This window comes from Pseudomonadota bacterium (assembly GCA_023229365.1).
GTDB lineage: Bacteria > Myxococcota_A > Polyangia > JAAYKL01 > JAAYKL01 > JALNZK01.
The window spans coordinates 20,462-41,296 of the sequence record JALNZK010000020.1; the positions used below are offsets into that span (position 1 = coordinate 20,462).

Genomic DNA, 20,835 nt, shown 5'->3' on the forward strand with positions numbered 1-20,835 from the left:
GATCCTCCTCTCACTCGGCCGCGGTCGCGAGCGACACGCGGGTCAGGCCGCCGCTGCCATAGACGAGCAGCGCGGCCGCGAGATCCTCCGCGAGCGGGATGACGCGCAGCGCCGACGCCGAGACCTCCGATCCGATGTCGTGCGCGGCCCACGTCGTGCCGCCGTCCGCCGACGCGAAGAAGCCGTTCGCCGCCGCGGCGAACACGAGGTCGCGGTCGTACGGGTGGACGTCCACGGCGATCACGGCGCCCGCGTCGGCCGCCGGGGGCGTCACGTCCGTCCACGTCGCGCCGCCGTCCATCGTCTTGTAGACGAACACATTCCAGGACACATCGAGCCCGCGCGCGTACCAGACCTCGGGGTCCGCGGCGCACGCCGCGAGATCCGTCACCGCGAAGCCGGCCTGGTCCGGAATCGCGATCACCGTCTCCTCGAAGGTCTCGCTCAGGTGCACGATCGGCGAGCCGGAGACAGCCAGGAGGTAGCTCCCGTCGGAGAGCGCGACGAAATCGGCCATCGAGTAGCTGCCGTTCGTCCCGGCGCCCTCCCACCCGAAGATCCAGGTCTCGCCCGCGTCCTCGCTCTCGGCGACGAAGGCCCAGGGATCGCCGTCGTTCTCGACCGTGAAGTAGTTGCCCGCCGCGACGAGGTGATCCGGGCCGCCGAGCTCGACGACGATGATCCCCACGTGATCCATGAGCGACTCCTCGAGCGGTCCGATGAAGTCGAACGTCACGCCGCCGTCGTCGGAAACGTAGATCCCGTCGTTCGCCACGGTGCTCGGGCCGTCCGAGACGGCGTACCACCGCCCGGACGGCGCGATGTCGACGAACGTGAACCGCGGCAGCGGCAGGCCCGGCACCGGGTGCCAGCCGTCGACACCGTTCGACGTGATCAGGCCGAGGCCGGAGTTCATCGAGTTGATCGAGATGATCGCCGTGTCTGCATCCGCCGGATCCAGGCCGGCATAGACCGGCGTGACCCGGTTCATCCCCTCGGCTGAGACCTGCCACGTCGCGCCGCCGTCCTCGCTGCGGTACGCGCCGAGCTGCTCCGGCCCGGCGAGCAGTTCGCCGCTCGCGAGCTCCGCGACCGAGTTCATCGACATCTCGCCGAACCCCGAGACCTGCGTCCAGGCGGCGTCGAGCGCGGTCGTCCGCCACAGCCCCGCGCCGTACGTGGCCGCGAGGTAGTCGCCGCCCGACAGCTTCACCACGTCGTTCGCGATGGCGTCGTCGATCTCGTCGGTCGAATCGATCCACATCGCGCCGTCGTCCGTCGAGTACCAGATCCCCGCGAAGGCGCTCCCGAAGACGTGGCCGCCCGCGACGACCGCCTCGGCCTCGCCGAGGATCACGCGGTGGTACGGCACGTTCGGCAGGCCGGATGAACAATCCGCCCAGGTCGCGCCCGAGTCGGTCGAGCAGAAGACGCCGCCGCCCGCAGAGAAGCTCTGCTCGTACGCCGCGAAGATCAGGGTCTCGCCGCTGCCCGCGTCGTAGCGCGTCGCGAGGCTCGTGAAGTACGCCGCGCCGTTGAGCGGATCCGCGTCCCAACCGGCCGGCGCGTTCCACGGTGTCCAGTCCGTGTCGCCGTCCGCGAGCGACCAGATCGGGGCTGTCGAGTACGAGCCGCCGAGCGCGGCCCACAGCCGGCCCGGGGTGCCCTCCTCGTAGGCGAGCCCCTTGACCGTGATGCCGAAGCCCGAGCCCTCCTCGATGTTCTCTCGGATGTCGTCCCAGGTCGTACCGAAGTCGTCGGTCACCAGGACCTCGAAGTCGGTCCCGACGACGAGCCGTCCGGTGTCAAGGAAGAGGAGGCTCGTGGTGCTGAGATCGGTCGGCACCGCGACCTCGACCCAGGTCTCGCCGTCGTCCTCGGACGCGTACATCCCAGTGTCGAAGTCGGCGCCGACGATCGCGGCGAGCCGTCCCTGGGTCGTTGGATCCTCGACGACCTCCGTGAAGGCGCCGCCCCACGGCCCGAGGTAGACCGCCTCACCTATCGACCCGACGTAGTCGGCGTCCGAATCGGCGTCCGTGTCCGTGTCGCCATCCGTGTCCGCATCCGTGCCGCCGTCGCCCCCGGAGCCACCGCTGTCGCCGCAGCCGAGGGCCAAGAGCGAAAGAAGCGAAAAGAAAGGAACGAGGTCACGGGTCATGAAGGCACCTCCGGTTGTGGGACTAGGAAGAAGAGTAGGACACAGGGGACAGTTAGGACAAGTGGGTCCGGTTTCGGGTCTCACCAGTCCCACCTGCCCCCGCTGTCCCACTCCGCCCTCGTCCCGCTTTCTCTTGCCTTGCTCCGCGGTTCACCGGAAAACACGATCATGATTCTCCGACCCCTCGCGCTCGCCCTCGCCGCGCTCGCCCTCGCCGCGTGCGAGGACCGGGCGCCGTTCGAGAAGGCGTGCGACGACGGCGACGCCGCGGCGTGCGTGAAGCTCGGCGACATGCTCGCCAAGGGGCTCGGCGGCCCGATGGACAAGAAGGCGGCGGACAAGGTGCTCGAGCGGGCCTGTGACGCGGGCGACGCGGCGGCGTGCGCGTTCGGCGGCGACGTGGCCTACGCCCGGGACGACGCGGACTCGCGGCGCATGCTGCTCGTGGCGTGCCGGCTCGGCCACCTCGAAAGCTGCGTGAACGCCGCGTGGATGCTCCGCCACGGCGAGGGCGGAGACGTAGACGCGGCCGAGGCGGACGCGCTGCTCGCGGGCGCGTGCGAGGCGGGCGAGGCGGACGGCTGCTTCTTCCTCGGGCTCGAGCGCGCGGCGCGCGGAGGGGACGGCGCGGCCGAGCTGTTCGCGAAGGCGTGCTCCCTCGGGGACCCCGTCGCGTGCGGGAGGGGGACGCCGTGAGCCGGCGCAGGACCTTCGCGCTGATCCTCCTCGCGGCGGTGCTGTACTTCCTCGCCTTCCCGCCGTTCCCGACGGGCTTCCTCGCGTGCGTCTTCCTCGTGCCGTTCTTCGCGGCGCTCGAGGGCAACGGCTTCCACCGCGGCGCCCGGCTCGGCTACGCGTTGGGGTTCCTGTCCGCCGGCGGCCTCGTGTACTGGATCGCGCTGAACAAGGGGACCTCGACCGCGCAGTCGGTCGCCATGCTCGCGATCGGCGCCGCCTACCTCGCCTGCGCCTGGGGCGTCCTCGGCCTGTGCCTCGCGTTCGCGTGCCGCAGGTTCGGGCGCGCAGGGCTGTGGGCCGCGCCGCTCCTGTGGACCGCCATGGAGTTCGTGCAGTCCATGGGCTCCCTCGGGTTCACATGGCATTCGGTCGCCACGACCCAGACCGGGTACGCGCCCGTGCTGCAGCTCGTCAGCGCGACGGGGATGTTCGGCCTGTCGTTCTGGATCGTGTTCCTGAACGTCCTCGCCTACCGCGCGCTCGTCGCCTTCCGCGGACCGAAGGAGGCACGGAACGGTCGCGCGGCGCTGCGGTTCGCGCTCGTCGCGGCCGCGGTCGCGGCAGCGCCGATCGTCTACGGATTCGTCGTCACGAAGCCCGCCGCCGCCGCGGGCCGGGGCGCGATCCGGGCCGCGCTCGTCCAGCCGGACACCGACTCCAACAGGAAGTTCCCGGAGCGCAACCTCGCGTACCTCGCGCTCATGAAGCTGACGATGTCGCTGCGCGACGGCGCCAACGACGTCGTCGTCTGGCCGGAGACCGCGACGGCCTTCGTCCTGCGGGAGCACGAGGACCGCCTACGGGACGTGCGCGAGCTGCTCGAGGCCAAGCGCGCCTCGCTGATCACGGGCATGTCGGATCGGCGCGCCGCGGAGGGCGGGAAGACGAAGCGCGTGGGCGAAGCGGACGGGGAGTCCCGCGCCGAGACGATCAAGAAGGGCAAGTTCCGCAAGGTGAACGCGGTCGGCCTCCTCCGCCCGGGATCGTCGGAGCTCGAGACGTACGAGAAGCTGCACCTCGTGCCGTTCGGCGAGTACGTGCCGCCGTTCCTCGGGTTCCTCGAGGACATGGCGATGAACGTCGGCTCCGGCATCTACGTGCCGGGCACCGAGGTGCGCGTCTTCGAAGTCCCGCTCGCCGAGGGCGGGACAGCCAAGATCGCGGCGGTGATCTGCCTCGAGTCGAACTTCCCGGCGCTCGTGCGCCGCTTCGTCGACCGGGGCGCCGAGGCGCTCGTCGTGGTCGCGAACGACGAGTGGTACGAGGGGACGACCGAGCCCGTGCAGCACGCGGAGATCGCGCGGCTGCGCGCCGTGGAGCACCGCATCCCGGTGCTGCGCTGCTCCAACGCCGGCGTCTCTGCCGTCATCGACGCGTACGGCCGTGTCGTCGCCGCGTCGGAGGAGGACGTGCAGGCGATCGTCTCGGCGCGCGTCCCGCTCGGCCCGGGCCCGAGCTTCTACTCGCGCCACGGCGACTGGTTCCCCATGGGCGCGCTCGGGCTGTCGCTCATCCTGCTCGGCGTCCTGTCGGCGCTGGGCATCCGCAGTCGCCTGTCCCGAAGGTCCCGGCGGTCCCGGTAGTCCCAGCGGTCCCGATGCGCTATCCTCCTCCCATCAGACTCGGAGGTCTCCATGCGAACCATCGCGGCGGCCGCTTGGATCTCGGTGCTCGTGGCGGCGTGCGCCGGGTGCAACGACAACAAGCCCACGATCACCGCGCCGAAGCCGGAGGCGAAGGCGGGCGCGCCGGAGCCGGAGGCGGGAGCGGGCGGGTCGACGCGCGTGGAGAACGCGTTCCCGGCCCAGGTCGCGGGCCAGTTCTACCCAGACGATCCGGAGGAGCTGCGCAGGATGGTCCGCGGCTTCATCGACGCCGCGAAGCAAGGCGCCGTGAGCCCGGATCGCGACATCGTCGGCGTCCTCTCCCCGCACGCCGGATACCCGTACTCCGGAAGGGTCGCCGGCGCCGCGTTCCGCGCGCTCGAGGGCCGCGGCTACAGGACGGTCGTCGTGATGTCGCCGAACCACAGGCACGGTGCGCGGAAGATCGCGACGCTCGCGCGGCCCGCCTACGACACGCCGCTGGGCTCCCTGCCGATCGACGGCGAGGGCGTGCGGGCGCTCACGGCGGCGCACCCGGATCTCTTCGAGGCGAACGAGGCGATGTTCGAGCGCGAGCACTCGCTCGAGGTCGAGCTCCCGTTCGTGCAGGTCGCGCTGCCCGGGGCGGCGATCGTCCCCCTCGTGGTCGGGGTCGACGACGAGGCGCTGCTCGAGCGGGCGGGGAAGGCCCTCCACGAGGCGTTCGGCGCGCGGCGCGACGTCGTGTTCGTGATGAGCTCGGATCTCTCGCACTACCACCCGTACGACCAGGCCAACGCCCTCGACGAGGAGAGCCTCGGCGCGCTCGAGCGGTTCGACCTCCCCGCGTGGCGCAAGGCCGCGGCGCGCTCGGCGGAAGGGATGTGCGGCTTCAAGCCGCTCGTGGCGTTCGCGGCGGCGTTCGGAGCGTACGCCGACAAGGCGCGCGCGGTCGTCCGGCTCGACCACGGGAACAGCGGAGACACGGCAGGGGACAAGTCCAGCGTCGTCGGCTACGGCGCGCTGGCGTTCACGGTGGAGAAGGGAATGCGAAACGAAGAGAGCAAGGCCGCGAGCTACGGTCCGTACGACGTCGCGGCGCGGCGCGAGCTGATGTCGATCGCGAAGAAGGCGGTCGAGGCCGCCGCCAAGGGCGAGGCGTTCGCGCCGCCCGAGCCGTCCTCGGCGCCGTTGCGCGAGCGCGGCGCCGCGTTCGTGACGCTCAAGAAGGGCGGCGACCTGCGCGGCTGCATCGGGCACGTGATCGGGAGGATGCCCCTGTATGAGTGCGTCGCCGAGGTGGCGCGCGCGGCGACGATCCACGACTCGCGCTTCGATCCCGTGCGGCCGGACGAGCTGCCAGCGCTGTCGTTCGAGATCTCCGTGCTCACCGCGCCGGAGCCGACGACGCCCGACGAGATCGTCGTCGGTCGCGACGGGCTCATCATGTCTCGCGGCGGCTATTCGGGGCTCCTCCTGCCCCAGGTGCCGGGCGAGTGGGGATGGGGGAAGGAGGAGTTCCTCATGCACACCTGCCGAAAGGCCGGCCTGCCGTTCGACTGCTGGAAGGACCCGGCGACGCGCATCGAGAGCTTCCGCGCGATCGTCTTCGGCGAATCCGATTTGTAGAGCGCGCGAAGGCGGGCCGATAAATTGCGGCCGCGTTCCGCGGCACGCTACAATGACGCTGGAAGGCGAGACGGACGCCTCGCGCCGCGGGACGGGCTCCGGCGGGCGCCGGAGCGGCATGCGTCGATCGCCCCAGGACCGCGAGGTGTGCTGGAAATGAAGGGTGACGGCTCTTTCAAGCTCGTAATCGGGAGCGATTGGCACGACGCCGGCGTGCCCGGCGCCGGGACGTTCCCGTCCGGCGAACGGCTCGGCTTCGATCCGGCCGTCGCGCGCGGCGTTCTCGACATGGTCGTCGACGGGCAGAGCCTGTTCCACCCCGCCGACGAGGACTCCGTCTTTTTCCTGGTCCGCGACCTGCTCGCGGCGCTCGAGCGCCTGGCGGCGGCCGAGGGCACGGCTCGCGTCAGCTTCTACGAGAGCCCGCACGAGCTCGTGCTGCAGCGGGTCGGACCTCGGGTCTACCTCACGTTCTACCGCGGCGGCAGCCTGCCGGAGGTGATGGTCAAGGACCAGCAGGTCCAGTTCCAGGCGTTCGCGGAGGGCGTCGTCTCGTCGGCCCGCGATCTCATCGAGTCGGCGCGGGAGATCTCGCCGCAGGTCGCCTTCGATCCGCTCCTCGTGTGGATGGACGCGATGATCGACCGGCTGTCCGCGCTGCCGCTCGCGGAGATCTCGGGCGACGGCGCCATCGAGCGGAAGACGATCGAGAGCACGCGGTTCCAGAAGCCGCGGAACGACGCCGGGTTCTCGTTCGGCTTCAAGCTCGAGGCGAGCACCACCGACCTCCTCTGCCCCGGACGCCCCCTGAGCAACGACCTGAACGCGCTCCTGTTCCGCGGGAGGCTCGCCGTCCACGCACGCGGCCGCCGGCGCGCGCTCGGCGAGGGTTTCCTCTTCCTCCAGATCGAGAAGATGCTCGCGTCCGTGCACCAGCTCCTCGCCGCGTGGGAGGAGGGTCGGCCGATCGCGATCCGGCTCATCTCGGAGGGGATCTCGGTGGCGCTGAAGCTGACCGCGGACGACAAGCTGCTTGTGACGCTGATGGATCCGGTCCACCCGGAGTCGATCGCCGCCGTGCACGACCTGACTCCGTGGCAGTACGCCGACGCGGTGCTCGGCGCGGCGCGGGAGCTGCGTCGGCTCGCGGTCGAGGCCGCCCCCCGGCAGCGGCGGAACATCCGCCTCGAGTCGTTCTCCCGCGAGGTGCGGACGCTCGCGGCGTGGGCCAAGGAGCAGCAGCGCGGCGCCGTGTTCAATGAGGACGTCGAGCGCTACAGGCGCCTCGAGGAGCGCCGCCGCGTCGAGGATGCGCGCGAGGGGATCGGCGAGGCGAGCCGCCTCACGTTCCGCGAGCGCTGGCGGATCGAGGCCGAGGGGCTCGACCTGGACGGCACGATGCTGTGCGATCGCGTCGCGCTCGTCTCGGCGCGCGGGTTCGTGCTCGGCGTCGAGACCGAGTCCGGCGCCATCGTCTGGCGACGGGAGACCGACAAGGCCGAGGCGCGCATGCAGATCGCGGGCCGCGACGGCGTCGTGCGGGTCGCGCCGTCGGGACAGGTCGACATGGTGGACATCGCCACCGGCGCCCTGCGCTGGCGGACGAACCTCGCGGCGCGTTCGGGCGGCTCCCCGGTCGTGCTCGTGGTGGATCACGGGCCGGTCCCGGGTGTCGTCGTCGTCGCCGAGGAGGAGCGCAAGCTCGTGGCGCTCGACCTGCGCACGGGAGAGCCGCGGTGGCGGTTCTCGGCGTCGCGCGGCTCGAGGTTCGCCCTGCGGCGGCACGGCCGCCTCCTGTACGTGGCGAGCAGCGACTCGCATCTCAGCGCCATCGACCTCGAGGACGGCTCGCTCGTGTGGCGCGTCCCGAGCAGGACCCGGTTCTCCCTGCCCCCGACCGTGGCCGGCGACGTCGTGATCGCGCCCGGCGGGCGGTTCGGCAAGCAGGACGGGCGGATGTACGCCTTCGACGCGTACAGCGGCCACCCGGTGTGGGAGAGGCCGCTCGACGGCGGCGCCCTCACGGCGCCGATCGTCGCCGCGTCGGCCGCGCTCGTGCCGGTGCGCTCCGGCAAGGGGAAGCACGACCTCGTCGCGATGGGCACCGCGACAGGCGAGACCTTGTGGCGGCTCCCCTGTGACGGGTGGGCCGAGTCGTGCGCGCTCATGGCGCTCGACGACTGCTTCATCATCAACGCCGCGGGCGGCGTGCTGCGATCGGTCCGCGCGCTCACGGGCGAGGAGCGGTGGTCCACGACGCTCGGGCCGACGTGCTCCGACGACGTGCCTATCAACCTGCGCCTCGCGCTCCGGTCGGGCGTCCTGTTCGCGCCCGCCGACACCGTCTACGTCGTGCGGCCCGAGGACGGCCACGTGATCCACTCGCTCGGCGGCGAGCCGCCCGTGCCGGACCTCATGTTCGTCGATCCCGCGTGCGCCGTATTCGTCGCCGAGGAGAGCGGCCACGTCGCCATGTACGAGCTCCAGCGCAGGTTCAGCGTGGTCAACGGGAAGGTTTGATGAGCGCCGTGCGTCGCGCGGCGCTCCTCCTGGCGCTCCTGTTCTGCCTCGCGTGCGGCGGCGGGGCCGTCGTCCCGCGGGAGGCGGATCCGCTTCGCTACGACGTCGCAGTGATCGGCGCCGGCGGCGGGGGGCTGTCCGCTGCCGCCATGCTCGCCCGCAACGGGAAGAAGGTCGTGCTCCTCGAGCAGGGATCGCACGTCGGCGGCTACATGACCGCCTTCGAGCGGCCTCCCTACACCTTCGAGGTCTCGCTCCACACCATGGACGGGTTGAACGAGGGGGGCAGGAGCCGGCTCATCTTCGAGCAGCTCGGCATCCTCGATCGCGTGCAGCCGATCCGGCTCGAGACCGCCTACCGGGCGAGGTTCCCGGACTTCGAGATCGACGTCCCCGCCGACCCGGAGGCCTACAGGGCCGAGCTGAAGCGCCTCTTCCCGGCCGAGTCCGACGGGATCGACCGGTTCTTCGAGGTCACGGGCGACATGTACACGGCCGTCGCCTGGAAGAACCGCGACAACGCCGGAGACCGGAAGGGCGCGGGCCAGACGGTCGCCAAGAACCCGCGGTTCTGGACCGTCTTCTTCAAGTACGGACGCAAGTCGTTCAAAGACCTCCTCGACGAGTGCACCGAGGACCCGAAGCTCCAGGCGGTCCTCTCGTGGTTCACGGGGTACATCGGGGCGTCGCCGTCCGAGATACCGGCCATGCAGGTGATGGCGATGTGGGCCAGCTACCACCACGACGGGTTCTACTACTTCGAGGGCGGCTCCCGCTCGGTGACCGAGGCGCTCGCCGACGTCGTGCTCGAAAACGGCGGGGAGATCCAGCTCGGCGCCCGCGCCACGAAGATCGAAATCGAGGGCGGCCGGGCCGTGGCGGTGGTGACCCTGGACGGGGAGCGGTACCCGTGCCGCCACGTCGTCTCCAACGCCAACGCCTCCTCCACGCTCCTCGAAATGGTCGGTCGCGGGCACCTTCCCCGCGGCTATGTCCGCAGGCTCGAGCGCATGAAGGTGGGTCCTTCCCTCGTCCAGATCTACCTCGGCGTGGATCACGACTACACGGAGATCTTCGGCAAGGCCCACACGATCTCGGTCTCCGACTCGTACGACCCGGCCGTGTACGTCGGCACGGCCCCGGGTGCGGCGGACCCGGAGAAGGTCGGCTTCTTCCTCGCCGACTTCTCGGTCGTCGACCCCGGGGCGGCGCCCCCGGGAAAGAACGTGATCGAGATAACGACCTACCTGCCCTACGACTGGGAGGACGGCTGGCGCCTGCGGGAAGGCGCACGGGCGCACCGCGCTCTCAAGGAGCGCACCGCCGCCGTCCTCATCCGCCGCGCGGAGAAGCTCCTCCCCGGGCTCTCCGAACACATCGAGGTGATGGAGATCGCGACGCCGCGCACCATGCAGCGCGAGACCCTGAACCCCGGCGGCGCGGTGTACGGCTGGGCCGCGGGGCAGTCGATGGGCGCCGGCACGTACACGATGAACCGCCGGACGCCCATCCCCAACCTGTACCTCTCGAGCGCGTGGAGCGCGGGCGGCGGCCAGAGCAACGTGCTCGCGGTCGGCGTCAACGTCGCGCAGGACATCCTGAAGGCGGAGGGATCGGGAGAGTGACGCGCCGCTCGCCGCTTGACCGCCCGCCCTGCCCTCTTCATAGTCGCCCCATGAACGAAGCCAAAGCGCCGAGCTACAAGTCCTGGCCCTTCAAGGAGGCGGAGCGGATCGTCAAGGCGCACCGCGGGAAGCTGCCCGAGGTCGCGGTGTTCGAGACCGGGTACGGGCCGAGCGGGCTGCCGCACATCGGGACGTTCGCCGAGGTCGCGCGCACGACGTGGGTGCGCCGCGCGTACGAGAAGCTCACGGGCGCCGGGACGCGCCTCATCGCCTTCAGCGACGACTTCGACGGCCTGCGCAAGGTGCCGGACAACCTGCCCGCGCAGGCGATGCTGAAGGAGAACCTCGGCAAGCCGCTCTGCGACATCCCGGATCCGTACGGCTGCTGCGCCTCGTTCTCGAGCCACATGATAGGCAACCTCGAGAAGTTCCTCGCGACGTTCGGGTTCACGGTCGAGATGCGGCGCGCCTCGGAGGCGTATAGCAAAGGCGAGTTCAACGAGGGGCTCACGCGGCTCCTCCACAACGTCGACAAGATCCTCGACATCATCCTGCCGACGCTCAAGGAGGAGAACCGCGCCGCGTGGTCGCCGTTCCTCCCGAAGTGCGAGAAGTGCGGGCGCATCTACACGACGCGCGTCAGTGCCTACCGCAGGGAAGAGCTCGCGGTGGACTACGCGTGCGACGGCCGCTTCGGCGAGATCGGCGGCTGCGGCCACACGGGCACAGCGAGCGCGCTCGACGGCGGCGTCAAGATGGGCTGGAAGGTCGACTGGGCGCTGCGCTGGTTCTCGTACGGGGTGAACTACGAGATGTACGGCAAGGACCTCATCCCGTCGGCCGAGCTGTCACAGGCCATCACGCGCGTCATCGGCGGCGAGCCGCCGTGCGGCTTCTTCTACGAGCTCTTCCTCGACGAGAACGGCGAGAAGATCTCCAAGTCGCGCGGCAACGGCGTGACCGTCGAGGAGTGGCTCGGGTACGCGCCGGTCGAGTCGCTCGCGCACTTCATCTTCCGCGAGCCGCGCACCGCGAAGAAGCTGTACCTCGACATGATCCCGCGCACCATGGACGAGTACCTGGCGGATCTGAAGCGCTACGGCGAGATGGAGGAGGCGAGGCGCCCGGACGCGCCGCTCTGGCACATCCACGACGCCGGCCGCCGCGTGCCGGAGTACGAGTCAGCCATCAACTTCACGATGGTGAGCAACCTCGTCTCCGCGCTCGGCCGCCCGAGTCGCTCGCTCGTCGAGCAGTTCCTCCTCCGCTACGACCCGGCGGCGAACCGGTTCCCCGCGATGATCTCGGCACTCGTCGACAAGGGGATGGCGTACTACACGGACCGCATCCTGCCGCACAAGAGGTACCGCGCGCCGACCGACGCCGAGCGTCCGCTGTTCGCCGCGATCCGGGAGAAGCTCTCGGCCCCTGGCGCCGCCGAGCTCGACGAGAAGGCGCTCCAGGGAATCGTATTCGACGTGGCCCGCGAGGGCGGGGTCGAGCCGCGCGACCTGTTCGCCGCGATCTACCAAGTGCTCCTCGGCCAGGAGCAGGGCCCGCGCTTCGGCACGTTCGCGAAGCTCGTCGGCGTCCCGCGCGTGCTCGAGCTCATCGCCGAGAAGGTCGGGTAGGCGGGGCCGACAGATCGATTTGCCTTCACCGACGTAAGGTCAGATAACTGCCCCACATGGAGGCGTCGGAAACGGAGGCGGCATGGACTCGACCCAAGGCATGACCGCGCGGCTCTTCCCGCGCGGCACGATCCCGCTCGCGCTCGCCACGGCGTTCGCGGCGCTCGCCCATTTCGTGACGCTCGGTTGCCTCTACGGCTTCCTCGTCGACGCCCTCGGGCTCTACCGCGACGAGGGGCGCGTCGTCTGGAGCCTGTACACGGCGGCGACGATGATCTTCTACGTCGTCGGCGGCCTCTGGGGCGACTTCGGCGGCCACCGGCGCAACATGATCATCGGGCCGGCCATCACGCTCACGGCGCTCTTCCTGCTGCTGATCACGCCGAGCTACGGCAACGACGCGACCGTGCTGTGGATCGTCGTCGCCGTGTCCGCGTTCGCGTGCGGCCGGTCGCTGTTCACCGTCGCGTCGACGACGCTCGCGGCCCACCTCCACGAGGGCGGGGCGACGCGGGTGCCGCTCGCCGGGACGTACACCCTGCTCCACCTCCTCGCGAACGTCGCGGTGCTCCTCCTCGCCCCGTTGGCGGCGGCGTCGATCGACGCGTTCATCGGCGACGTGGCGGGCACGAGTCCCGAAGAGAGCCGAAAGCTCGTGTTCGCGCTCGCGACGCAGCCCGCGATCTGCGCGCTGGTCTTCGGCGCCGTCTCGCGACGGACGTTCGCCGCCGCGGAGCTTTCCGTGCGGGCCAAGGCCGCCGCGCGTGACGTTTCGCCGCTCCCCGACGGCGCGGTCGGCTACCGGCGCTCGGCGATCTGGCTCCTCCTCGCGGCCGGCGCGCTCGGCTTCGCGGCGTACGACAGCGCGATGTCCGGCGCGCTCGATCTCGCGGCGCGCATCGGCGGCGGCGACGACTGGCACGGCACGATGCAGCTCCTGAACGGCGCGATCATCGTCTTCCTCGCGCCGGTCGCGGTGATCGTCTACGGCCGCATGCGGCGCGGAAGCGGGGCCGTCCCGACCGCGGGCGTGGCCGTGGTCGGCGCGACCCTCTTCGGCATCGGGCTGACGATCCTCTTGGCGGTCTCCGCGATGATGCCGGACGCCGCGTCGGAGCTGGCGCCGCCGTGGCTCGATGACACGCCGTCGATCGCCTGGCCCGTCGCCGCGCAGATCCTCGTGTCGCTCGGCGAGATCCTGTTCATCCCGCTCGTGTCGGCGCTTGTCGCGGGTCTCGCGCCGCGGAGGCTGCGCGGCCTCTTCCTCGGCCTCGCGCTCGCGATGACCGCCCTCGCGGTGCTCTTCACGCGGACCGTCGACGCGGCGTTCGACGGAATCCCGCTCTCCTTCGCTGCGGCGTTCGCCCTCGCGGCGTCCGTCGCCAGCGCCGCGCTGCTCGCGGTCGTGGGGACCGTGTTCCGGAAGAAGAGCAGCTCCAGCGTTCCGTCCTAGATCAGCCGCCGGAGCGCCGCGGCGAGCTGAGCCACGGTGTACGGCTTCGGCAGCACGCCGTCGAACCCGTGCGCGGCGTGATCGCTCATCACCGGATCGTTCGAGTAGCCGCTCGACGCCAGCACGACGGCGGTCCTGTCGCGCTCCTTGAGGAGCCGCACGGCGTCACGGCCGCCCATTCCGCCGACGATCGTGAGATCCATGATCACCGCGTCGAACCGCCTTCCCCCGTCGAGCGCCGCGCAGTACGTCTCCACCGCCGCGGCGCCCTCCTCGACGGCCTCCACGGTATAGTCGAGGCTCTCGAGCATCCGCGTCGCGACCTCCCGTATCACGGCGTCGTCGTCCATGAGCAGGACGCGGCCGCTGCGGGCCTCGGAGTCCGCCGGCGCGTCGAGGACCCGCTCCTCGCGCGAGCGCGCCGTCGCCGGCAGGTACACGCGAAAGGTCGAGCCGACGCCGACGGTCGACTCTACGCTCACGTGACCGCCGTGCCGCCTCAGGATGGAGTACGTCGTCGCGAGCCCGAGCCCCGAGCCGCCCGGCTTCGTCGTGAAGTACGGATCGAACACCCGGTCGAGGTTCTCCTCGGGAATGCCGCAGCCGCTGTCCGCGACGCCGATGCGCACGTACCGGCCGGGCTCCAAGGGGAGCCCCTCGTCCGCGGCGACGCGCACGTTCTCGGCCGAGATGCGGACGACCCCGCCCTCGGGCATCGCCTGCGACGCGTTGAGCACGAGGTTCTGGAGCACCTGGCTGATCTGCCCCTCATCCACCTCGACGGGCCAAAGATCCTCCGCGATCGAAAAGGCGCGCCCCGCCGCCGAGCCGTGCAAGGCGAACCCCGTGGACTCCTCGATCAGGGCGCGCGCCGAGGTGAGCGTCTTGACGGGCATCCCGCCCTTGGAGAACGTGAGCAGCTGTGACGTGAGGCCTCGGGCCCGCTCCAGGGCGCGGCACGCCGCCTCGAGGTTCTTCGCGACGCGCGGATCACCTGCCTCCTGCCGTCCCGCCAGCGTGACGCTCCCCATCGCCGCGGTGAGGATGTTGTTGAAGTCGTGCGCGATGCCGCCCGCGAGGACTCCCACGGACTCGAGCTTCTCGATCCGGGCGAGCTCCTCCTCGAGGAGCCGCTGGCGGGTCACGTCCTGGAACACGACCAGCGCGCCCGTGACCTCTCCGGCATCGCCGTAGATGGGGGCGCAGGTGTCGGCGACGAGCGCCTCCTCGCCGGCACGCGACACGAGGCGCCGGTCCTGGACGTGGCGGGCGGCGCGCTCACCGAGCTTGAGCATTGCGCGGACCGGGTTGTCGAGCGGCGCGCGCGTCCTGTGGCTCACGAGGCGGAACACCTCGCCGACGGGCCTCCCGAGCGCCTCTCCCTGCGTCCAGCCGGTGAGCCGTTCGGCGATCCCGTTCATCGTGGTCACGCAGCCGCGGAGATCGGTCGTGATGACGCCGTCCCCAACGGCCGACAGGGTGGCCGCGAGGCGCCCCCGCTCCTCCGCCAGGGCGCGCTCGGTCTCGACGCGGTCGGTGACGTCCGTCGACACGCCGATGGTGCCGCGGAACTTGCACTCGGGCCCCATGATGGCGCTCAGCCGCGACTCGATCACCTTGCCGTGGATCTCGCTGATGAGCGTGATCGTCTCGCCCGCGGCGAGCCTGGGCCGCAGCTCCGACCAGCCGGTCAGCGCCGGGAACACCTCCGCCACCTTTCTGCCGACGATCTGCTCGGGGGTCAGGCCCAACGCGTAGACGGTCACGCCGTCGGCGAACGTGAACCGCTGCTCCCGATCGACGGTCCACAGCGCGATGGGCGCGTTCGCGATCGTCGTCCGCAGCCGGCGCTCGTACTCGAGTCGGGTGGTGATGTCGCGGGAGACGCCGAACACCGAGGTCACGGCGCCGGAGTCGTCGCGGGCCGGCACGAGCCACGTGTCGAGCCAGCGCGGCGCGTCCGGGAACTCCGTCTCAGCCTGCAGGTGCAGCGGCTCCCCGCTCTCGAACACGCGGATCAGGTTCGCGACCTGGCGAGCCGACGTGTCATCCGGAAACAGCTCCGCGACCGGGCGCCCGATCAGCGCCTCGGGAGACGACGACAGCGTGGAGGCGGCGAAGCGGTTGACGTACAGGACGCGCCGGTCCGCTCCCACCGCGAACACCATGTCCTGAGCGGACTCGACGACCGCGCGGTACATCGCCTCGCGCGCGCCGAGATCCGCGTTGGCGGCCTCGAGCTGCGCGATCCGCGCCTCGAGCCTGGCGATCTCGTCGTCCTTCGCCATGCCCCTCACCCGCCTCCCATGAGCCGGACGAGCTCGAGGCGATCGCCCGCCTCGATCACCTCCGCGTCGAAGCGTGACTTGGGGACGACCTCGCCGTTGCGCTCGACGACCGTCACCGCGATCGCGATCCCGAGCCCCGCGAGCAGCCCGGCCACGGTGATCCCCTCGTCGAACTCCCGCGGCTCGCCGTTGAGCCGCACCTCGATCCTGCCCATCGGCCCTCCTACAGCTCGGTGAAGCCCCGGTCCCAGTCCTTCCAGACCGGATCGTAGCCGCGCGCGCGCAGGGCGCTCGCGACCTCCGCCGGCCGCCGGTCGTCCACCACCTTGAACTGCTCGCCGCCCGCGTCGCCCTTTGTGTACGAACCGGGGCGCGTCCTGGAGCCCGCGGACATCTGCGTGATCCCGAACGGCAGGAGCGCGTCGCGCAGTCGCGGCGGCTCGCGCGTGGACAGCACGATCCCGACCTCCTCGGCGTACAGCCGCAGCGCGCCCACCACGTGCGCGAGCGTTCGGTCGTCGACAGGATGCGGGATCTCGAAGCCCGCCGGGACGTTCTTGAGCCTGGGGACGCCCAGCTGCACGCGGCTTCGCCACCAGCGCCGCGACAGATCCGCCGCGTGGAGCCCGAGCGCGAACGCCTCCTCCCGCCACGGCGAGAGCCCCCAGAGCGCGCCCACGGTGAGCGTCCGCATGCCGGCCGCGCCCGCCCGGTCGAGCGCGTCGAGCCGGAAGGCGTAGTCCGCCTTCGGCCCCGCGGCGTGCAGCGAGGCGTACCGCGCGGCGTCGTAGGTCTCCTGGTACAGGGTGACGCCGTCGACCGCCCCGCCCTCGGCGAGCGTGCGGTACCCGGCGTCGTCGAGGGGCACGACCTCGACCGAGACAGAATCGAACGCCCCGTCCTTGAGCGCGCGGGCCGCGGCGGCGAGGTACGGCGGATCCACGTCCCCCGGCGCGTCGCCCGACACGAGCAGGAGGTGGCGGATCCCGAGGCGGGAGATCGCTTGCCCCTCGGCGACGGTCTCGTCCAGGGTGAGCGAGACACGCTCGATCCGCTGATCGCCGCGGAAGCCGCAGTACGGGCCCCGGCCGACGCCGCGGTTCGACACGTAGAGCGGCGCGTACATCTGCACCGTGCGCCCGAAGTGGCGGAGCGTGGCCGCGTGCGCCTCGCAGGCGATCTCCTCGAGCAGAGGGTCCGCTCCCGGCGACAGGAGGAGCGCGAGCTCGCGCGGCCCCTTGCGCCGCGTCCGGATCGCCGCGCGCACGAGCGCGGGATCGCGGTTGGCGAGCAACCCCTCCGTCATCTGAGGAACCCGGTGAGCGGCGACGACGCCCGGGCCTCGCGGCTCGTCCCGCCGGGCCCCGCGAGCCGCGCGACGCGGCCGGCCTCCACCGCGAGCTTGAACGCACGGGCCATGGCGGCGGGATCGTCGGCGATCGCGAGCGCCGTGTTCACGAGCACCGCGTCCGCGCCCATCTCCATCGCCTCTGCCGCGTGGCTGGGCAGCCCGAGGCCGGCGTCGACGACCACCGGCACCCGGGCCTGATCGATGATGATCTCGATCGCGTCCCGCGTCCGGATCCCGAGGCCGCTGCCGATGAGGCTGCCGAGCGGCATGAGCGTCGCGGCGCCCGCGTCCTCGAGCCGGCGCGCGAGGATCGGGTCGGCCGGCATGTACGGCAGCACCGTGAACCCCTCGGCGACCAGAATCTCGGCGGCGCGGAGCGTCTCGACGGGATCGGGCAGGAGCGTGCGCGGATCGGGCGTCACCTCGAGCTTGATCCACGGCTCGAGCCCGGCGCCCCGGGCGAGCCGGGCGAGCCGGACCGCCTCCTCGGCGTCCCTCGCACCCGAGGTGTTCGGCAAGAGGAGCAGCTTCCCCCGGTCGATGGCGGAGATCATGTCGTCCGCGGGGTTCGCGAGATCGACGCGCCGCAGCGCCACCGTCACGATCCGCGCGCCCGACGCGTCGATCGCCGCGCGCATCTTTTCGCCGCTCGCGAACTTCCCGGTACCGACCAAGAGGCGTGAATCGAAGGCGCGGCCTGCGATGACGAGGGGATCGGCCATTTCGCGCTCCATGGCTCAGCCGACGTGGCAGCCCTTGCAGCTCTTCACTCTCTTCAGCTTCTCGTTGCCGGGCTGCCTCCCGAGCGCCTCCTCGTGGCAGCCGCGGCAGAGATCGTGGAACGCATCCTTCGCCCCGTTCTTGCCGCGTCCCTCGTGGCAGCCCGCCGCCGTGCACTTCCCCGCGCCCGCGCCGCTCTCGTCCGTCGTGTGGTGGCACCTTCTGCACTTGCCGTCCATGATCGGGAGCCCGACATGCATCTCGTGGGGGAACGTCACCGCGCCCTTCTCCGCGCCCTCGAGCGCGAGCCTCACGACATCGGGTTGCGCGATCTCGCCGGCCGTCGGCGCCGCGGGCTCCGTCGCCTTCGGGGGCGGCTCGGGTGCCGCCACGGGTTCGGGCTGCTGCGCGGGCTGTGCGGGTTTCAAAGCCTCGTCGATCTTCGCGATCGGTGCCGGCTCGGCTTCGCGCGCGATCTTCTCCTCACCGCACGCGACGAGCGCCAGCGCGGCCACCGCGAGCGACGCTGCCGTCTTCCACTTCATCACTTCTATTCCTCCCGAACGGGTTCGAGCACCTCTCGTGTATAGTCGAAATCCGCTGAGAATCAAACGGCCTCCGGCGATCACGGCGTCCCGGCGGCTGCCTCGATGGCAAACGCAACGGCCTCGTGCCCTGCGGCGCGGGCGATCTGCGCCGCCGTGGCGCCCAATCCGTCCGCGAGGCGCACGTCCGCGCCCCGGCCGAGGAGGTACGCGACGGCCTCTGCGTGGCCCTTACCGGCGGCGAACATCAACGCGCTCCACCCGGCGAAGTTGACGTCGTCCAGCCGCGCGCCCGCCTCGCACAGGATCCGGGCGATCTCCGCGCACCCGGCGCCCGCCGCGACCATGAGCGCGGTCAGCCCCTGCTTCTTCGCGGCGTTCGCGTCGGCGCCGTGCTCGAGGAGGGTCCGCACGACGACCGCATCCCCGGACGACGCGGCGGCCATCAGCGCCGTCTTGCCGTCCTCGCGCGCCGTCCCGGCCTTTGCGCCGCGCGCGAGCAACAGATCGACGACGGTCGACCGCCCCTCCGAGGCCGCCACGAACAGAGCGTCCTCGCCGACCGCCTCGACGGCCTCGATGGACGCGCCGCGATCGAGCAACAAGGCCGCCGTCTCGGCATCGCCCGCCATGGCGGCGAACATCAGCGCCGTGATCCCCTCGGCCGTCCGCGCGTCGACCTCCGCGCCCGCGGCGACGAGCACCTCCGCGATCTCGGTCTCTCCGAGCCCGGCCGCGATCATGAGCGCCGTCGCGCCGTCCGCCTGCCGCGCGTTCACGTTCGCGCCCGCGGCCAAGAGCGCGTCGACCGCGTCCGCGTCGCCGAGCATCGCGGCGATCATCAGGGCCGTGCGGCCGCCCTCCTCCGCCGCGTCCGGCTCGACGCCCGCCCCGAGCGCAGCGCTCAACGCGCCCGGATCGCCCTTGCGGATCGCCGCGAGGAGCGCCTCCTCCGCGCCCTCGTCGTCGAGATCCCGCACCTCCAGCGTGTACTCCGGCGCCGCGGGCTTCCCCGCCCCGCACGACGCAGCAACGGCCACGGCGAGCGACGCGAGGACTCGTATCGTTCGCCTCATGTTCCGGGCAGCTTTCCGTTGACGTGCGCGGTTCGCCCCGGCGCGACCTTCACGTCGAACCTCTCTCGGTACCCCGCCGCGGGGTTGGACAGGATCACCTCGTGCGCGCCGGCCGACACGCGGAGCCGGTTGATGGGCGTCGTCCCGATAGGCTCCCCGTCGAGCGCGACCTCCGCCCAGGGTCGGCAGTTGATCTGCAGCCAGCCGCTCTTCGAGGCCTTCTCGACGGCCGCGGGCAACGGCGCGATCGGCTCCGCCGCCGCCTCGGCGCGGGCGCCCGAGTCAGGCCCGTCGACGAGAATCGCGTCGGCCACGGGCGCGGCCGCCTGCAGGGGAGCGACGAGGGGATCGCTCGGCGGCGCCGCGGGTTTCGGATCCGCCCCCGCGCCGATGAGCCATCCGGCGCCCAGACCGGCGCACAAGACCGCCGCCGCGATCCCGAGAGCCGGCGCCGGCTTCAACCCGCGCCGCGGGGCCGAAGGCGGTTGCGACGCCCGCGTCGGCCCGTCTGCGAGCGGCCGCCCGGCCGGCACCTCTCCCCCAGGCCCCGAGCGCGACCGGCCCGCGCCGCGAACGCGCGACGACGGCGTGAGCAGGCCCGTGGATCCGCCGACGCTCCGGAGCTCGAGGAGCGCCTTCACGAGGGCGCCCGCGTCCGCCGGCCCGCAAGGGGCGTGGATCCGCAGCGGCGCCAGCTCGGCGAGCGCCCGCTCCGCGCTGCCGATGCGGGTCTCGAGCGCGGGCGCGAGCAGTCGCGCGAGGAAGCCGTTCAGCGCCGGCGACAACCATGGGAGCTCCGGAACGCTCGGCCGCAGCGCGAGCGCGAGCACCTCCTGCTCGTTCCGCCCCACGTGGAGGCGCCGGCCGGCGAGCATCTCGAAGAGCACGAGCCCGGCGCAGAACAGATCCGACGCCGGCCCGACGTCGCCTCCGGCCGCCTGCTCCGGGGAGAGGTAGGCGAGCTTGCCCTTCACGACCCCGGTGCGCGTCGCGCTCGTGCCGCCTCGCGTCTTCGCGATCCCGAAGTCGGCCAGCTTGACGAGCCCCTCCCTGGAGACGAGGAGGTTGTGCGGCGAGACGTCGCGGTGCACGACCGGGCGCAAGACCCCGTCGACGGTGTGCTCGTGGGCGCAAAGGAGCGCCGAGAGCAGCCCCTCGGCGACGTGGAGCGCGAAGCCCGGCGGCACGCGCAGCCCGAGGTCGTCCGCCTGCCGCAGGACATCGCGCAGATCCAACCCGTCGACGTACTCCATGGCGAGGAACAGGCGCCCGTCGTGCGAGTCGAAATCGAACACCTGCACGATGTTCGGGTGCGCGAGCGACGCCGCGATGCGCGCCTCGCGCCGGAACATCGCGGAGAACTCCGCGTCGTCGCCGTGCTCCGGGCGCACCATCTTGAGGCACACGGTCCGCCGAGCGCCGGACGGGTCGATCCGGGAGGCGCGGTAGACCTCGGCCATGCCCCCCCTGGCCAGGAGCGCTTCGAGCTCGTACTTGCCCCACCTGTCGTGCACC

Annotated in this window: 15 protein-coding genes; 7 read left to right on the forward strand and 8 right to left on the reverse strand. The window is 71.6% G+C overall.

From position 1 onward, the window contains the following. Nucleotides 1–10 precede the first annotated feature (10 nt). Nucleotides 11–2,161, reverse strand: a complete 2,151-nt coding sequence (locus M0R80_11605) for a glycoside hydrolase (GenBank protein ID MCK9460277.1) — start codon at nucleotides 2,159–2,161, stop codon at nucleotides 11–13. 168 nt (nucleotides 2,162–2,329) lie between these two features. Between M0R80_11605 and M0R80_11610 the strand changes: the two genes are divergently transcribed. The 7 genes from M0R80_11610 (at nucleotide 2,330) to M0R80_11640 (ending at nucleotide 13,340) form a co-directional block, all read left to right on the forward strand. After that, the gene (locus tag M0R80_11610) at nucleotides 2,330–2,857 is read left to right on the forward strand and encodes a sel1 repeat family protein (protein ID MCK9460278.1); all 528 of its coding nucleotides are present in this window, start codon (nucleotides 2,330–2,332) and stop codon (nucleotides 2,855–2,857) included. Beyond that, nucleotides 2,854–4,482, forward strand: a complete 1,629-nt coding sequence (gene lnt / locus M0R80_11615) for an apolipoprotein N-acyltransferase (protein MCK9460279.1) — start codon at nucleotides 2,854–2,856, stop codon at nucleotides 4,480–4,482. Before M0R80_11610 ends, lnt begins: the two co-directional genes overlap by 4 nt. A 51-nt stretch (nucleotides 4,483–4,533) precedes the next feature. Beyond that, complete coding sequence (gene amrB, locus M0R80_11620; protein ID MCK9460280.1) at nucleotides 4,534–6,111, forward strand: AmmeMemoRadiSam system protein B; 1,578 nt, start codon at nucleotides 4,534–4,536, stop codon at nucleotides 6,109–6,111. A 156-nt stretch (nucleotides 6,112–6,267) separates the two neighbouring features. Continuing rightward, nucleotides 6,268–8,631, forward strand: a complete 2,364-nt coding sequence (locus M0R80_11625) for a PQQ-like beta-propeller repeat protein (protein ID MCK9460281.1) — start codon at nucleotides 6,268–6,270, stop codon at nucleotides 8,629–8,631. Continuing rightward, a complete protein-coding gene (locus M0R80_11630) occupies nucleotides 8,631–10,256 on the forward strand; it encodes an NAD(P)/FAD-dependent oxidoreductase (GenBank protein ID MCK9460282.1) in 1,626 nt (541 codons plus the stop codon). The genes M0R80_11625 and M0R80_11630 overlap by 1 nt, the downstream gene beginning before the upstream one ends. A 50-nt stretch (nucleotides 10,257–10,306) precedes the next feature. Next, complete coding sequence (lysS, locus tag M0R80_11635) at nucleotides 10,307–11,887, forward strand: lysine--tRNA ligase (GenBank protein ID MCK9460283.1); 1,581 nt, start codon at nucleotides 10,307–10,309, stop codon at nucleotides 11,885–11,887. 82 nt (nucleotides 11,888–11,969) lie between these two features. Beyond that, on the forward strand, nucleotides 11,970–13,340 hold the full coding sequence (locus tag M0R80_11640; GenBank protein ID MCK9460284.1) for a hypothetical protein: 1,371 nt from the start codon (nucleotides 11,970–11,972) through the stop codon (nucleotides 13,338–13,340). Here the strand turns inward: M0R80_11640 and M0R80_11645 are convergent. The 7 genes from M0R80_11645 to M0R80_11675 all read right to left on the reverse strand — a co-directional run bounded on the left by M0R80_11645 (nucleotide 13,337) and on the right by M0R80_11675 (nucleotide 20,834). Further along, entirely contained in the window at nucleotides 13,337–15,628 is a 2,292-nt protein-coding gene (locus tag M0R80_11645) for a PAS domain-containing protein (GenBank protein MCK9460285.1), read from the reverse strand. The two genes, M0R80_11640 and M0R80_11645, sit on opposite strands and share 4 nt — an antisense overlap. A 5-nt stretch (nucleotides 15,629–15,633) precedes the next feature. Continuing rightward, nucleotides 15,634–15,843, reverse strand: a complete 210-nt coding sequence (gene thiS, locus M0R80_11650; protein MCK9460286.1) for a sulfur carrier protein ThiS — start codon at nucleotides 15,841–15,843, stop codon at nucleotides 15,634–15,636. 8 nt (nucleotides 15,844–15,851) lie between these two features. Then, nucleotides 15,852–16,934, reverse strand: a complete 1,083-nt coding sequence (locus tag M0R80_11655) for a 2-iminoacetate synthase ThiH (GenBank protein MCK9460287.1) — start codon at nucleotides 16,932–16,934, stop codon at nucleotides 15,852–15,854. After that, on the reverse strand, nucleotides 16,931–17,701 hold the full coding sequence (locus M0R80_11660) for a thiazole synthase (protein ID MCK9460288.1): 771 nt from the start codon (nucleotides 17,699–17,701) through the stop codon (nucleotides 16,931–16,933). The genes M0R80_11655 and M0R80_11660 overlap by 4 nt, the downstream gene beginning before the upstream one ends. 15 nt (nucleotides 17,702–17,716) lie before the next feature. Continuing rightward, nucleotides 17,717–18,244, reverse strand: a complete 528-nt coding sequence (locus M0R80_11665) for a cytochrome c family protein (protein ID MCK9460289.1) — start codon at nucleotides 18,242–18,244, stop codon at nucleotides 17,717–17,719. 80 nt (nucleotides 18,245–18,324) lie between these two features. Beyond that, nucleotides 18,325–19,320: an ankyrin repeat domain-containing protein gene (locus M0R80_11670; protein MCK9460290.1), complete on the reverse strand. Its 996-nt coding sequence runs from the start codon at nucleotides 19,318–19,320 to the stop codon at nucleotides 18,325–18,327. Continuing rightward, complete coding sequence (locus tag M0R80_11675; GenBank protein ID MCK9460291.1) at nucleotides 19,317–20,834, reverse strand: protein kinase; 1,518 nt, start codon at nucleotides 20,832–20,834, stop codon at nucleotides 19,317–19,319. Before M0R80_11675 ends, M0R80_11670 begins: the two co-directional genes overlap by 4 nt. Nucleotide 20,835: the final 1 nt, after the last annotated feature.

Bases quoted from the DNA above. Each gene is read 5' to 3' on its own strand.
- M0R80_11605 (MCK9460277.1), bottom strand. From the start codon at position 2,161: ATGACCCGTGACCTCGTTCCTTTCTTTTCGCTTCTTTCGCTCTTGGCC.
- M0R80_11610 (MCK9460278.1), top strand. From the start codon at position 2,330: ATGATTCTCCGACCCCTCGCGCTCGCCCTCGCCGCGCTCGCCCTCGCC.
- amrB (MCK9460280.1), top strand. From the start codon at position 4,534: ATGCGAACCATCGCGGCGGCCGCTTGGATCTCGGTGCTCGTGGCGGCG.
- M0R80_11625 (MCK9460281.1), top strand. From the start codon at position 6,268: ATGAAGGGTGACGGCTCTTTCAAGCTCGTAATCGGGAGCGATTGGCAC.
- M0R80_11630 (MCK9460282.1), top strand. From the start codon at position 8,631: ATGAGCGCCGTGCGTCGCGCGGCGCTCCTCCTGGCGCTCCTGTTCTGC.
- lysS (MCK9460283.1), top strand. From the start codon at position 10,307: ATGAACGAAGCCAAAGCGCCGAGCTACAAGTCCTGGCCCTTCAAGGAG.
- M0R80_11640 (MCK9460284.1), top strand. From the start codon at position 11,970: ATGGACTCGACCCAAGGCATGACCGCGCGGCTCTTCCCGCGCGGCACG.
- M0R80_11645 (MCK9460285.1), bottom strand. From the start codon at position 15,628: ATGGCGAAGGACGACGAGATCGCCAGGCTCGAGGCGCGGATCGCGCAG.
- thiS (MCK9460286.1), bottom strand. From the start codon at position 15,843: ATGGGCAGGATCGAGGTGCGGCTCAACGGCGAGCCGCGGGAGTTCGAC.
- M0R80_11655 (MCK9460287.1), bottom strand. From the start codon at position 16,934: ATGACGGAGGGGTTGCTCGCCAACCGCGATCCCGCGCTCGTGCGCGCG.
- M0R80_11660 (MCK9460288.1), bottom strand. From the start codon at position 17,701: ATGGCCGATCCCCTCGTCATCGCAGGCCGCGCCTTCGATTCACGCCTC.
- M0R80_11665 (MCK9460289.1), bottom strand. From the start codon at position 18,244: ATGAAGTGGAAGACGGCAGCGTCGCTCGCGGTGGCCGCGCTGGCGCTC.
- M0R80_11670 (MCK9460290.1), bottom strand. From the start codon at position 19,320: ATGAGGCGAACGATACGAGTCCTCGCGTCGCTCGCCGTGGCCGTTGCT.